We start from the raw sequence: 14,273 nt of genomic DNA on the forward strand, positions 1-14,273 counted from the left end.
ACAATTGGCTCAATTCATGCCATGGTCATCAACGCTACCACAGGAATGCCACGTTCCAAATAAATCTAAATAAAGCATACATGAAATCCCCATCTATACATAGGTGGGGATTATTTGACGCTTACATTACAAAAAGAATTGGATTTAGTAAGAAAAAATCAACGGTACCAGCTAGTATCAGAAATGACCCGGAATAAGAGAAGAGCTTCCTATCTTGTTTCTGAAATGTTTTAAATTATTTAATAAGATTTTAATAAGTACACTAACTATTGTACTTTTGTTTCTCAGTATCAGAAAGGTCAGTTTCTTCTCCAAGTTCAGTACTGTAATTTAGATTTCTTGAATTTCTAACGTTTTCTTCATCCATAGGACTAAACAATATGGTTAAGCAAAATAATCCGCTTAAGCCGACAAGTGCATAGACAATTTTTTCCGTTCCAGCATCTTGCCCGCCGAAAAGAGCGATGACTAAATCAAATTGAAAAAATCCAATCAGTCCCCAGTTAATTGTGCCTATAATCATCAACCCAAGTGTTGATTCGTCTTAAAGTTTCCACGCTTGAATCACCTCCATTTTGCTTGTTTTTCTGACATATTTCTCTTTCCCTCAGAAATTTTCGCTATACTGTGAAACATGTGTGTCATAATTACATAAAAGATTGTCATAATAAGAAGGAATTACAAAAGAAATCAGGTGAAAATATGGAAGTCAATCAGTCATTTACTCCCGGTCAGGTTGTCTATATTATCATTCGTAATCCGCATGCTCAGGATGTAGCGAATGTACAGCAGGCAGCAGTTGTACAAAATCCAGATACTCCCGAAGAACTGGCTTTGTTTTTACATGAAACTTACTTTCCTTTATCGGAGGAATTCGCCGTTTTTGAAACAGAAGAGGAAGCGGAACAAACTTTTTATGAAGCGTTTGGATCACCAGAAGACGGTGATTATTATGGTTAAGCCATTTGTTCCGCAATTAATTTATGTTGAACCCCGGGCACTTGAGTATCCGTTGGGACAAAAACTGGTAGATAAATTCTGGGGTATGGGAATTGAAATCAGGGAGACAACCTCACATAATCATATTCGCAACCTTCCCGGCGATAATCATTTCCAAAAATATCGGAACGCGAAATCAACACTTGTTGTGGGGGTACGCAAGACACTAAAGTTTGACACATCAAAACCATCAGCCGAATATGCGATTCCTTTTGCTACCGGATGTATGGGTCATTGCCATTATTGCTATTTACAGACAACAATGGGTAGTAAACCATATATTCGGACATACGTTAATACCGATGAAATTTTTGATGCCGCAGCAGCATATATGGAGGAACGAGCTCCGGAAATAACACGCTTTGAGGCATCATGCACTTCAGATATTGTTGGGGTTGATCATCTGACCCATACACTTAAAAAGGCAATTGAATTTTTCGGAAGGTCTGTTTATGGCAGATTGCGGTTCGTAACAAAATTCGAGCATGTTGATCATCTGTTGGATGCAGAACACAATGGGAGAACCCGTTTTCGTTTCAGTATCAATGATGATTATGTCATAAAATATTTTGAACCAGGCACGTCAAGATTGAATGAACGGATTAATGCGGCGGTTAAAGTTGCAGAAGCAGGCTATCCATTAGGTTTTATCGTTGCCCCTATTTATTTGCATGATGATTGGAAAAATGGTTATCACGAAATGTTTGAAAAACTAAAGGATGCATTACCCAGATTTGCCAAGAGAGATCTAACATTCGAAATGATTCAGCACCGATTTACCAAGCCTGCCAAACGTGTTATACAAGAAAATTATCCGATGACTAAGTTAGAACTTGATGAGTCGAAACGGAAATGGAAATGGGGCAGATATGGAATCGGTAAGTACGTATATACCAGTGAGGAACAGGAAGACATCAAGGATACTCTGGGGAACTACATCCATCAATATTTCCCTGAATCAAAAATCGAGTACTTTACTTGATAGCATAAATACCAACAAACCTTATAAATTTTTGGCTAAGCCAGGAGGTATGAAAAAATGGAACAAGAGCAAAATATTCAGCATACAATTTCAGCAAAGGATGCGCTGCATGATTATAAAGAAGGGCTTGGACATTTTTCTGAAAAGATGCCTGATATTGCGGAAGCATATAAAGCATTTACAGAAGTTTGTTTTCAGGAAGGATCACTCTCTCGAAGACAAAAGCAACTCATTGCGTTGGGAATAAGTGTAATTTCCCAGGATGAGTACTGTATTATTTATCATGCAAAAGGGTGCATTGATCAGGGCTGTTCTGAAGATGAAATTCTTGAAGCTGTTGGTGTCTCCGGTGCGTTTGGCGGAGGAGCCGCCATGAGCCAGACCGTTACACTCGTACAGGGTGCAATTCAGGAACTGCATCATAAAGGTCATTAGATTTGTAGGGACCTGTGGTTTATGACTGGAAACCTGTGTTTTTTAATCCGTAAATTTTATCGACACTATTGGGCCTGGTAATTTTGTTTTCACCGCTGAGGTATATATACCCAAATGATCCGGTAATCTATGGGTTTAGAAAAATTAAGCGCTCTTGGTATTATTTACTTCCATAGGTAAATAATACGGATAAACATGTTATAAAGGAGAGCGCCATAAATGATTGAATTGCAAACAGAACTTGAAGGGAAAAGAACCTATTACCGCGATATGGCAAAGCACTCAAAAAAGCTTGGTTATTGTCTCGGAGAATGTTGGGATTATCACAAGGGATGCCTGGATGGGGAACTAGACCGTCCAAATGCCTATATTCAATTTGAAACACCGTGTGTAATCAAGCATGTCGTTAATACAGGGCTGGACAAAAATGCAAATGCACTAGGCGCTGCCACAGGTTTCAGCCAGTTTCAAGAGCCACTTGATCAAGATGGCTTGATAAGGGATAAAAACGAATGGGAGGAACTGGGCGAACAAGCAGTCAATAATATAATGGAATATGTCCGTTTTGCATAACCAATGAAAGGAATGTCCCGATTGAGTAATCAGGAAATGCAAGATATTTTTGAAAAAATTATAGATGATAGTGCTGTTGGTACAATGGCGACAGTGAAACAGAATAAGCCACACTCAAGATACATGACATTTATACGAAAAGATTTAAAGCTTTTTACTGCAACCAGTTTGGAAACGCATAAGGCTGAAGAAATTAAAGCAAACCCATACACTCATATTTTGTTAGGTTATGAGGGAGAAGGATTTGGTGATAAATATGTGGAATATGAAGGTAAAGCTGCTATAAACAGCACCGCTGAGTTGAAAAATGAATTATGGAATTCCTATCTGGAGAATTGGTTTAATGGTCCTGATGATCCGGATTATGTTGTGCTGGAAATTACACCAGTTAGAATACGAATTATGAATAAAACAGGTGCTGAACCAAAAACATTTGAACTTTAACAGGAACCGGGCACTTATATGCCCGGTACCTTGGTTCAGTATAAGATAATTTACAGGCTGATTCTTTTCTCCGCAAGGTTTTTAATGCACGCCTGCAGATACTGTTGGTCATGTTCAGGGTAGATTGGATTGCTGGGTGATTTATGCTTATTCTTTAAACTTGCATCACTGAATGGCGGACAAGTTTTTCCGCGGTAATGTGGATCCTCCCACAATACATCATTTTGGTACCCTCTTCGTTTCATTTCGTTTATGACCTTCATGTGATACAAGTAGAGTTTATACGGTGAATGTTGGAATACATAATTAACCGTAGCATGTTTTTTCCCCCAGCCATTTCCACGAAGTGCACAACATTCTCTGTGTTGTCCAAGCAACTGTTGCCGGGGTAATTTGGGCAATAGATTTTCATGCCATAAACGCATTGTATTCTCCTCCGTTTTTAAATGTAGATATGTTTATGAATCATGAACCTTTAGATGAAGTTTCCTATGACATTGTAAGTTGCTTTGTTCACAAATAATTTTAGAGCAGTAATAAAAGACATTAATACGCAATTCCCACTCGTTTATGGAGAAAGGTACTCTCTGTTAGTTCCTTATAAGCAAATGCAGCGGTATCTCCAACGGAAATTTTCGTTCCATTTTCGGGCAATTCATTGTCGGCAGTGCGGTATTTACCTGTTTTTTCTCCCGCAGGCAGGTAAGTGGGACAGACAACTGTCCATGTCAGGTTCGAGTTTTTCAGCAGTTGAAAAGCAGCTAAGTGATCTTCCGCGGCGACTGTTGATTTACGTTTCGATTCATTTGTTTGAAAACGGTACATGCCGGGCCGTTTTCTACTATTTAAAATACCGGCAGTCCCAATTGTTACGATACGGTTGAGTTCGTGCTCCTTCATAGATTGTACAATGTAAGGCATGCTTTTGGATAACGTTTGGTTTTTATTAGTGCTTAAAGCGCTTATCACCACGGATGTACCCGACATGGAGCGTCGCACGGCTTCCTCGTCCAACACATTCCCTTGAATGACAGACAGAAAATCAGACTTAACCCGTAATTTTTCCGGTGTCCGGACAAGCGCTGTTATGTGATTCCGGTCAGCGATGGCTTTTTTTAAGATTTCCCGGCCTACTCTGCCGGTTGCTCCCAGTAAGTAAATGTTCATTTCATATGCTCCTTTTCCCGACAGCTCCAAATCGTTCTTTCAGTGTGTGATACCGAAATTGAAAGATATTCTGCAGTTTTTTCTCTATATTTATTTTGTGCATCAGTTGACCGAGGATGCCAAGCGGCAGTGCATAATGTACGATATCCGCCATTTCCACACCATTATCTGTTGCTGTGAAGTGGTGTTCATGATGCCAGAATCGGTACGGTCCAAAGCGCTGCTCATCGACGAAGTAGACCTGCTCTTGCGTATGGGTGATTTCTGTAACCCATGAAAGCCGGATGCCCAGAATTGGTCGTACCTGATAGGTGGCAATCATACCGGGATACATCTTCCCATCGGGCTCACTTTCCACTTGGAATTGCATCCATGGCGGTGTCAACTCCGGCAGTTTCCCCGGGTCTGAAAAAAAGTCCCACGCTTCTTGCAGTGAAATAGGCAATTGCTGTTTCGTCCGTAATTGATAAACTTTCAATACATCCTCTCCCATCAAAATAGCGCTTGTTTTTGCCGCATATTCTATTTAGTACTATAATGGACCTAGATTAATTTTGGCAGAGTATAAAATACAAACTTTCTGCTCTGCATAGTCATTCGTCCAAAAAGGTAAAACTTCGTAAGAAAGCAGGTGACAACTATGTGCGTCAATACGAATCGAATGGATGAAGAAAAACTGGTTTTGAAGACTGCCCAGGCTGTTTGGGCGGCAAATAAGTATTTTATTTTAGCGTGCAGTCAACAAAACTATCAAAACATAAGGCAGTACTTACGCCCAGATGTTAAAGAATTTAATGTTGCTTATCAACTGATGGAGGAGACCGATTCCCGCTTCCGAAATGTGCCGAGTGCGCAGTTACCGCAAATCATTAATGCACTTCAGCATATAGCCGGTTACTTTAAAAAGCAGCTGCCAGCTGGTGCGAAACAGAACTTGAATGTGTTGATCCGGCAAAGCCCCGGTCAAGCTATACGTGAACTTGAACAGCTGGCAGTGATTCACCATGTCGATTATCTGCTGTATTCACGCCTGTGGGAACGTCTGAGGGGACGGCCATTCCACGAGGTACCATACAGGCTGAAACACCAGGGAAAGAAATTTCCGCAATCTTCCCTGTACTGGATGGGCGATCATGTCGTTTGCCAGGTATAATTTTATCGAAGGACATCGTCAACGGTAAAGGAAATATCCATGTGTTTTGGTTTAACCAATTCAGTGTATTCCCAAACTCCTTTTCCGCCAATATAAAAGGAAATATAAGAATAACGGGCAGCGATGGCATCCAGTTCCTCAAGCAGGTTTTCATTTTGTTGAAAAGGGATTAAAGTGCTTGCAGAAAATAATACTTTGTGTGGTTGAATTCGATCAATAAGCCGTTCGATAGCGGTAAACTTCGGAGATGCCCCGATTCTGGTCGTTCTCCAACCTTGCATCCGCATTTGCAGTAATACAATTTGCAGGGGTATCTCGTGCAATTCATCAGGCAGACAGAAACCAAGTGCGTGAGGTGCTTGTGCATAGTTACTGAAATTTCGGCTAATCTGCGTTAAAAAATCACGAACTACCAGACTCGATACTATTTCCTGACTCTCATCCCATTCTTCTTTCTCCCACAAAAGCCCAATTTTTTCCATAAATGGTCGTACTGTGTTTTGCAAAAACAAATCAAGCCCGTACTGATGGTTCGCTTGTTTTAGCAGGAAAATCAAGCCATTCTCATCATAAATTGTCCCTCTCTCAATCAGCTTTGAAACATAATGACTTGGTTCGACCAAGTCCAGTTTTTCATACCACCGTGCTTTATCTTTATTGGCCAATACAGTTTGTATTGCCGCCTTCATCGGTTTACCCTGATCTCGTATTTCTTTTAAATCTGTCAGCGTTATTATATCTTCATGTGTATAGACACGATAACCATTGTTTAATCTTTTCGGCTTAATAATATGATATCTGTTCTCCCATTTGCGTATTAGCTGTTCTGAAAGCCCCGTTAATTTAGCAACTTCTTTAATATAGTAATGTTTTTCAGCTAAGTTGACCATAGCGTTCATCCTTTTACAAAAGTACCTAAATTGTAACATAAGATTGTACAAAATAAATTGATTTCCCTAAAAAAAGTCTATATATATTGAAAATCAATACACTGTACAAAACTTTAAATTAATGTATAATGTTAATAAATCAATAATTATTTATTAAGGAGACATATATGAATAAAAAAGTGATTGTGGTTGGCGCCGGCGTAGCTGGTTTGGCAAGCGCAATTCGTTTGCAGCATGCAGGCTATAAAGTGAGAATAATTGAAAAAGAGCCCCTCCCCGGGGGTAAAATGCATCGAATTGAGCAAGATGGCTATCAGTTCGATTTAGGTCCTACACTTGTTATGATGCCGGATTTATACAAAGAGGTCTTTGAGTTATGCGGACGTGATCCAGATGATTATATTCCAATGAAAAAATTGGATCCCATGTACAGGGTTTATTTTCATGATGACACGGAGCGCCCATATGATATCTCTTCTGATTTGACAACCTTAATAAAAACTATAGAGCAAATCAGCGAGGAAGATGCGGAAGGTTTTCTTGACTACCTGCAGGAAATATACAAACGGTTTTCTGTTGCAAAAAATTATTTTATCCAACGTCCGTTTCGCAGTCAGACAGACTTTTATACCCCTTTTATGTTAAAACAGGCAATGAAGTTGAAAACTTTGGACAACGCTGATCATTTTATCAGTAAATATATAAAACATGAACGGCTGAAACAAATGATCAGTTTTCAAACCTTGTATATAGGGGTTTCACCGTACAGCGGTCCTTCGTTATATACGATGATTCCGATGATCGAATTTTTATATGGTGTTTGGTTTATAAAGGGCGGGATGCACACTATGGCAAAAGCAATGGAAAAATTGTTTTTGGAGTTGGGCGGTGATATCCATTACAACACCAATGTAGAGGAAATATGTATAGAAAATGGCCAAGCTACTGGTGTTCATGCCAATGGCAAAAAAGAGGCATCGGATTTTATTATGTGTAATGCTGATTTTCCATTCGCCATGAAGCACCTTGTTAAGAAAACGGAAGCAAAAGGAAAATACACAGATAAAAAGATAGACAACATGAAATACTCTTGTTCCTGTTTTTTATTGTACTTGGGAATGAATCGTAAATATGAAGAAATCGAGCATGTTCATAATTTTGTTTTTAATGAAGAATTGGACAAGAATTTGAATGATATATTTGAAGGCAACAGGCTGAAGACCGGTTCTTTTTATATATACATTGCATCAAAAATGGATCCTTCCATGGCGCCAAATGGAAAAGATGGCATATACATATTGCTGCCTGTATCCGACTTATCTACAGCAAAGTATGAATGGAACGAAGAAACAATTCACTATTATCGAAACTATATTCTGGATTCTATGAAAAGAATTAAAGGATTCGAAAAAGTTGACCAGGAGATTGTTACAGAAACCTATATGACTCCAAAAGATTTTGAAAGCAAATTTAACGCCTATAATGGTGCCTGTTTCGGGCTACAGCCAACGCTTTCACAAAGTAACCATTTGCGACCTCAAAGTAAAGCAACTCATTGTAAAAATTTGTATTTCACTGGAAGTAGTACACATCCAGGTGCAGGGGTTCCCATCGTACTGCTGTCTGCCAAAATTGCTGCACAAGAATTAATTCATGATGATCAGGGAATCAACTACCAATAATTAGGGAGGTATTTTTATGCACTCCAGGCAAACGGAAGCAGACTTTTATTTTTGTAAACAGATAATACGAAGTCGGTCCAAAAGCTTTTACTATGCTTTTTCAAAACTTCCTTTCGAAAAAGCAAATGCTGTCTATGCTATATATGCTTTTTGCCGAATTGCTGATGACTGCGCTGATGGCAATCATTCACAATTAAGAAAGCAACAGCTTCTGAAACAATTAAAAAGAGAACTGGATCTATTTGAAAAGCAGAATGAGATCGATAAACCCTTATGGCGCGCACTCCGGCAAGTATTTGATGACTATGATATGGAAATTCAGCCATTTTTTGATCAGCTGACTGGACAAGCAATGGATGCAGATTTCACCATGCCGCAAACTATGCATGAACTGGAACAATACAGTTATTACGTTGCCGGGTCTGTCGGTTTGATGTTACTTCCTGTGATTGCTTCTAAAAATGCAGCCGATTTACGTGCGGCAGCAATTGATCTCGGTACTGCGATGCAGTTAACAAATATTCTTCGTGATGTAGGGGAAGATTTTCACCAAAAACAGCGTATCTATTTGCCACAAGATGAATTAGACTATTTTCATTATGCTCAGCAGGAATTGCAAAGCGGTGCTGTTACTAAACAATTTATTAGCTTGTGGGAAAAATTGGCCGTTCGTGCAGAACACTTATATGACAGCTTTTTGCATAACATCAGCCAATTTGACCCTGACAGCCGTATACCTGTTTCGCTATCTGTTCAAGTTTATAGAGGAATACTAGACGCAGTTAGAAATAACGGATATGATTGTTTATCCAAACGAAATTATGTTTCCAAAGATAGAATGAAGGAAATCAGTACTACTATCAGCAGTTACTCTTAACTTTAAAGGAGTTGTGTGAAGTGCCGAGAAAAAGCATACTAATCATCGGCGGAGGACTCGGTGGACTGTCTGCTGCCATTTCCCTCGCGCAAAACGGATATAATGTATCTTTATATGAGAAAAATAATCACTTAGGTGGAAAATTAAACCGTCTGGAGCAGGATGGTTTTGGTTTTGACCTTGGCCCATCTATTTTGACGATGCCGAAAGTATTTGAAACACTTTTTGCTGCAAGTGGAAAAAACATGAAGGATTATGTTCCAACTACGAAGTTAAACCATCAATGGCGTTCCTTTTTTCCTGAGGGCAATGTTATTGATCTGTATGAAGATTTAAAAGAAATGCAGGAAAAAAATCCATCACTAAAAAAACGAGATTTTAAACAATATCAAAAACTACTTAGATATTCGAAAAAACTTTATGATATGACTGAAAAGAGTTACTTTAAGGGTGCTGATAACACGAAAGACATTCTGAAGCATCATGGAATGTTCAGTGCTTTGAAAGACTTTGATTTATTCTCAACGGTGCACCAATCCATTGAAAAGCGGATCAGCAATAAGCAATTACAGGATATGCTCGCTTATTTCGTCAAATATGTCGGTTCGTCCCCGTACGATGCACCCGCCGTGTTGAATATGATGATATACATGCAGCATGACCAAGGCATATGGTATGTACCCGGTGGAATGGATATTCTTGCCAATGGTCTTGAACGACTAGCTGAAGAAATTGGCGTGACAATCCACACAGGGAAGGGTATTGCCCAACTCCAAAAAAAGAAAGGTAAAATTACCGGAGCCATTTTGGAGGATGGTACTAAACTCACCGCAGATTATTACATTTCCAATATGGAAGTTATTCCAGCTTATGAACAACTGCTTCAGGAAAAAAAACATTATGTAAAAAAATTAAAAAAGAAATTCGAGCCGGCTAGTTCTGGACTTATCATGCATTTGGGGGTGAAGAAAAATTATCCTCAACTTGCCCACCACAATTTCTTCTTTGCAAAAAATATGAAACGGCAAATGAATAAAATCTTTCATCGTCATGAGTTGCCTGATGACCCGGTTATCTATCTTGTGAGTGTAAACAAAACAGACTCAGGACAGGCTCCACCAGGATACGAGAATTTAAAAGTGCTTCCCCATATTCCATATATTCAGGATAAACCTTTTACACCAGAAGACTATGATCGATTTGCAGAGCAGGTACTTGTCAAACTAGAAAAAATGGGTTTAGAAGATTTACGGGAAAGTATTGTAACAAAAGACGTATGGACACCGGAGGATATTCAGCGAGTGTATGGATCTGACCGCGGTGCTATTTATGGAACTTTATCGAATCGCAAAAAAAATAAAGGGTTTAAACATTCAAAACAAAGTGAACGCTATGACAATCTTTATTTTGTCGGAGGTACGGTTAATCCCGGAGGGGGGATGCCAATGGTTACATTAAGCGGACAGCAGGTATCTGATAAAATTGTCCAAAGGGATTTGAAACATGGGTGAGAATAATAGTCTTGTTTTAGAAGAATTAATTAAAAGACAGCGTACGGATTATTTCAACAATCCCTATCCTTGCGCAGTAAAACGGAAAAAAACACTTTTAAAACTAAAGAAAATGCTCACAGACCATGAGGAGGATTGGATAAAAGCACTTGTAACCGATACCGAAAGGGCGTCATTTGAAGGCTATGCTTTTGAAATAGCAGTCTTATTAAATGAAATTGACTACCAATGCAGGAATCTACATAGGTGGATGAAACCTGACCGCTCTTGGCATCTTAAATTAGGATATGTGGAGGCAATTAAAAAAACACAACATCCGTATGGCAGTGTATTAATTATTAGTCCTTGGAATTATCCCCTTCAACTTGCGCTTATGCCTGCAATCAATGCAATTGCTGCTGGGAATCGTTGTGTCATCAAACCTTCTGAATATGCTTCTGCAACAAGTAAGCTATTGGAAAAAGTTATCCGACGGTTATTTCCTCCAGAACAATTGGCAATTGTCACAGGAGATGCACAAACGGCTGAATTTTTGACCACATTGCCTTTTAATCTGATTTTTTTTACAGGAGGTCAGCAGACAGGAAAAAAAGTGGCACAACAAGCAGCAAGTAAACTTATACCTGCTGTGCTGGAACTCGGAGGGAAAAACCCTTGTATTTTGGATGAAACAGGTTTTTCTGAAGCTGCAATCAGGGAAATTGTTTGGGGCAAATTCCTCAATGCTGGTCAAACCTGTATTGCGCCAGATACACTCTTTGTACATACATCTGTCTATAAGAGAGTGTTGCCGGAAATTTCCGCAGCTCTGATTGATTTTTATGGCAAGCATCCCGAAAATAGTAAAGATTATGGAAGGATATGTCATACGGCACACTTTCAAAAAGTGACTGATTATATTGGTCAAGGGAAGGTGAGGCATGGTGGTAATTATGATCAAAAAAACTTATTCATTGCCCCGACAGTATTGACAGATATTAAACCAGGGAGCGCCGTTTTGAAAGAAGAAATCTTCGGTCCGGTACTTCCTGTTGTTCCTTACACATATTTAGAAACACTGTTTTCACAGCAATTAATTCAGCGTGATGCCCTGACAGCTTATGTTTTTAGCAAACATAAGCAGCATATCCGAATGATGAAACGGTACATGCATTCAACAAGTATCAGTATCAATCAAGTCATCCATCACGCTGCCAATCCACATGTTGCTTTTGGTGGAACTGGGCGCAGCGGATACGGCGCATATCATGGCAAAGCAGGTTTTCATGCTTGCAGCTATGACAGGACGGATTACAAGGCATATCACTACATGCATGTGCCCGATAAATTCCCGCCTTATTCGGATAAGGATATGCGAATCTTGAAAAGGCTCCGTAAATGGCTGATGTAAAAAATGAATTTTTTTAGGAGGACCCCCATGCCGCTTATCTCATTACCTGTCATTTGGATTATCGTTATAGACATTTGTGCTTGGACTTTTTTTCACCTGTTGATTTCAGTCATTTGTTTGAAACTGCCTTTGACAATTTTTCAGGGAAACAACTTTTGGTTTCAAATCTACTCCTGGGAAAAATCAGGTGATTTATGGCAACGCCTATTTAGGGTAAAAGCATGGAAAAGCAAACTAATCGACGGGACTATTTTTCTTAAAAAAGGTTACGAGAAAAAAGCATTGCATGGCGCCAGTGTAAAAGACTTGAGGACTTTCGCCGACGAGACCAAACGGGCTGAGTTAACACATTGGCTGTCGATCCTTCCCGCTCCTTTATTTTTTTTATGGAACCCATTTTGGGTTGGCTGGGTAATGATTGTATATGCACTTGTGTTCAACCTGCCCATTATAATTGTTCAACGATATAATCGTGGACGTATTACTGAAATTTTATCTTGAATAAATAAACTTGTATGTAACTGGGGATTCTCTTATATTAGCTCATGCTGGTAAAAACAATGGTTATGCAGAAGTAATCTAAAAATAATGACCAAACATAGCTTAAGGAAATGAGGGGTATGCATGAACAAGAAAGTGATTGTCATTGGCGCAGGTGTAGCAGGGCTCGCCAGTGCCATAAGACTACAGTATGCTGGATATCAGGTGGAAATTTATGAAAAGGAATCCACACCTGGCGGAAAAATGAATCGAATTGAAATAGATGGTTATAAATTTGACCTGGGACCAAGCATTGTTATGATGCCGGAGTTATATCGAGAAATATTTGAGCTTTGTGACCGTAACCCTGATGATTATATTCCAATGGAAAAATTGGATCCTATGTACCGGGTATACTTCCGCGATATTCCGGATGAACCTATCGACATCTCCTCAGACTTGACTGAATTGACCAAAACGATTGAATCTATTAGTGAAGAAGATACAGCAGGGTTTTTTCACTATCTCCATGAAATTTATAAACACTTTATTTTTGCTAAACACAATATTCTTCAACGGCCATTCCGCAAGAAAGAAGATTTTTATAATTTATCTATACTTAAGAAGGCATCAAAACTGAAAATAATGGATACAGCTGATCATTTTATCGGGAGGTACATCAAAAGCGAAAGATTAAAGCAGATTATCGGGTTCCAAACTTTGTACATTGGTATTTCTCCGTTTAATGGTCCATCTTTTTATACGATGATACCAATGATTCAATTTTTGTATGGTGTATGGTTCATTAAAGGGGGCATGTATACAATGGCATTGTCTATGGAGAAGCTTTTTAAAGAACTTGGTGGTGAAATTTTTTATAACAAGCAAGTGGAGGAAATATCTATCCAAAATCGGAAAGCGACTGGAATTATTGTCGATGGTAAGAAAGTTTCTGCGGATTTTGTAGTTTGCAACGCCGATTTTCCATATGCCATGAAAAACCTGATAAAAGAGCCTGCTGCCAAAGGCAAATTTACCGATAAAAAGATTAAACATATGAAATACTCCTGTTCTTGTTTTCTCCTATACCTGGGCATGAACAGGAAGTACGAGGAAATTCAACATGTTCATAATTTTGTTTTCAATGAAAAGCTTGAAAAAAACATGCATGATATTTTTGAAGGAAAGAAGTTGGAGCATGCATCCTTTTATGTATATATTGCATCGAAAATGGACCCTTCACTAGCACCCGAGGGAAAAGATGGTCTGTATATACTGATGCCAGTATCTAATATTGCTGCAAGCGATTATGAGTGGGATCAGGAAACAATTAATTATTATCGCAGCTACATTTTAGATACACTAAAAAAAATACGCGGGTTTGAAAATGTTGATCGTGAAATTGTCACTGAAACTTACATCACACCGCTGGATTTTGAGTCCAGGTTCAATGCGTATCATGGTTCCAGTTTCGGTTTGCAGCCCACCCTTTCTCAAAGCATGCACCTGCGTCCGCAGAGCAAGTCATCAGATTGTTCTAATCTGTATTTTACAGGAAGCAGTACACATCCAGGTGCAGGTATACCGATTGTGCTTCTATCAGCCAGGATTGCTGCACAGGAACTTATGCATGACGACAAAGAGATTTTATTTGATTATTCAGGTGATTGACGCAGGAGTGGTGTTGTTT

General features: G+C 39.1%; 17 protein-coding genes. 12 read left to right on the forward strand and 5 right to left on the reverse strand.

The genetic code is table 11. The features are described from left to right. Window positions 1-262: 262 nt before the first annotated feature. A complete protein-coding gene (locus IEW67_RS02005) occupies window positions 263-523 on the reverse strand; it encodes a DUF378 domain-containing protein (protein WP_188631384.1) in 261 nt (86 codons plus the stop codon). Window positions 524-702: 179 nt separating this feature from the next. Here IEW67_RS02005 and IEW67_RS02010 point away from each other — a divergent pair, with 179 nt between their 5' ends. The 5 genes from IEW67_RS02010 to IEW67_RS02030 all read left to right on the forward strand — a co-directional run bounded on the left by IEW67_RS02010 (window position 703) and on the right by IEW67_RS02030 (window position 3,433). Beyond that, on the forward strand, window positions 703-960 hold the full coding sequence (locus IEW67_RS02010; protein ID WP_188631385.1) for a transcriptional regulator SplA domain-containing protein: 258 nt from the start codon (window positions 703-705) through the stop codon (window positions 958-960). Next, window positions 953-1,981, forward strand: coding sequence for a spore photoproduct lyase (gene splB / locus IEW67_RS02015; RefSeq protein WP_188631521.1), 1,029 nt, complete (start codon window positions 953-955; stop codon window positions 1,979-1,981). Before IEW67_RS02010 ends, splB begins: the two co-directional genes overlap by 8 nt. A gap of 57 nt (window positions 1,982-2,038) precedes the next feature. Next, window positions 2,039-2,416: a carboxymuconolactone decarboxylase family protein gene (locus IEW67_RS02020; RefSeq protein WP_188631386.1), complete on the forward strand. Its 378-nt coding sequence runs from the start codon at window positions 2,039-2,041 to the stop codon at window positions 2,414-2,416. A 219-nt stretch (window positions 2,417-2,635) separates the two neighbouring features. Further along, window positions 2,636-2,989 (forward strand): YugN family protein, encoded by a 354-nt coding sequence (locus IEW67_RS02025; protein WP_188631387.1) that lies wholly within the window; start codon window positions 2,636-2,638, stop codon window positions 2,987-2,989. 12 nt (window positions 2,990-3,001) lie between these two features. Next, the gene (locus IEW67_RS02030; RefSeq protein ID WP_308430698.1) at window positions 3,002-3,433 is read left to right on the forward strand and encodes a pyridoxamine 5'-phosphate oxidase family protein; all 432 of its coding nucleotides are present in this window, start codon (window positions 3,002-3,004) and stop codon (window positions 3,431-3,433) included. A 50-nt stretch (window positions 3,434-3,483) separates the two neighbouring features. Here the strand turns inward: IEW67_RS02030 and IEW67_RS02035 are convergent, their stop codons facing one another. From IEW67_RS02035 to IEW67_RS02045, 3 genes are all read right to left on the reverse strand, one after another. Further along, a complete protein-coding gene (locus IEW67_RS02035; RefSeq protein ID WP_188631389.1) occupies window positions 3,484-3,858 on the reverse strand; it encodes a TIGR02328 family protein in 375 nt (124 codons plus the stop codon). Window positions 3,859-3,979: 121 nt separating this feature from the next. Then, the gene (locus IEW67_RS02040; RefSeq protein WP_188631390.1) at window positions 3,980-4,600 is read right to left on the reverse strand and encodes an NAD(P)-dependent oxidoreductase; all 621 of its coding nucleotides are present in this window, start codon (window positions 4,598-4,600) and stop codon (window positions 3,980-3,982) included. 1 nt (window position 4,601) lies between these two features. Further along, window positions 4,602-5,078, reverse strand: a complete 477-nt coding sequence (locus IEW67_RS02045) for an SRPBCC family protein (protein ID WP_188631391.1) — start codon at window positions 5,076-5,078, stop codon at window positions 4,602-4,604. Window positions 5,079-5,240: 162 nt separating this feature from the next. Between IEW67_RS02045 and IEW67_RS02050 the strand changes: the two genes are divergently transcribed. Beyond that, complete coding sequence (locus IEW67_RS02050; RefSeq protein ID WP_188631392.1) at window positions 5,241-5,753, forward strand: DUF1722 domain-containing protein; 513 nt, start codon at window positions 5,241-5,243, stop codon at window positions 5,751-5,753. A gap of 2 nt (window positions 5,754-5,755) precedes the next feature. Here the strand turns inward: IEW67_RS02050 and IEW67_RS02055 are convergent, their stop codons facing one another. Continuing rightward, a complete protein-coding gene (locus tag IEW67_RS02055; protein WP_188631393.1) occupies window positions 5,756-6,643 on the reverse strand; it encodes a MerR family transcriptional regulator in 888 nt (295 codons plus the stop codon). Between the two features lie 167 nt (window positions 6,644-6,810). Here IEW67_RS02055 and IEW67_RS02060 point away from each other — a divergent pair, with 167 nt between their 5' ends. The 6 genes from IEW67_RS02060 (at window position 6,811) to IEW67_RS02085 (ending at window position 14,254) form a co-directional block, all read left to right on the forward strand. Continuing rightward, complete coding sequence (locus IEW67_RS02060; protein WP_188631394.1) at window positions 6,811-8,325, forward strand: phytoene desaturase family protein; 1,515 nt, start codon at window positions 6,811-6,813, stop codon at window positions 8,323-8,325. Between the two features lie 16 nt (window positions 8,326-8,341). Further along, window positions 8,342-9,202, forward strand: a complete 861-nt coding sequence (locus IEW67_RS02065; RefSeq protein WP_188631395.1) for a phytoene/squalene synthase family protein — start codon at window positions 8,342-8,344, stop codon at window positions 9,200-9,202. Window positions 9,203-9,222: 20 nt separating this feature from the next. Beyond that, complete coding sequence (locus IEW67_RS02070) at window positions 9,223-10,713, forward strand: phytoene desaturase family protein (protein ID WP_188631396.1); 1,491 nt, start codon at window positions 9,223-9,225, stop codon at window positions 10,711-10,713. Further along, the gene (locus tag IEW67_RS02075) at window positions 10,706-12,103 is read left to right on the forward strand and encodes an aldehyde dehydrogenase family protein (protein WP_188631397.1); all 1,398 of its coding nucleotides are present in this window, start codon (window positions 10,706-10,708) and stop codon (window positions 12,101-12,103) included. Before IEW67_RS02070 ends, IEW67_RS02075 begins: the two co-directional genes overlap by 8 nt. A 27-nt stretch (window positions 12,104-12,130) precedes the next feature. Beyond that, the gene (locus IEW67_RS02080; protein ID WP_188631398.1) at window positions 12,131-12,604 is read left to right on the forward strand and encodes a glycosyl-4,4'-diaponeurosporenoate acyltransferase CrtO family protein; all 474 of its coding nucleotides are present in this window, start codon (window positions 12,131-12,133) and stop codon (window positions 12,602-12,604) included. A 123-nt stretch (window positions 12,605-12,727) separates the two neighbouring features. Further along, complete coding sequence (locus IEW67_RS02085; RefSeq protein WP_188631399.1) at window positions 12,728-14,254, forward strand: phytoene desaturase family protein; 1,527 nt, start codon at window positions 12,728-12,730, stop codon at window positions 14,252-14,254. Window positions 14,255-14,273: the final 19 nt, after the last annotated feature.

Source organism: Lentibacillus kapialis (assembly GCF_014646635.1).
Lineage (GTDB): Bacteria > Bacillota > Bacilli > Bacillales > Amphibacillaceae > Lentibacillus > Lentibacillus kapialis.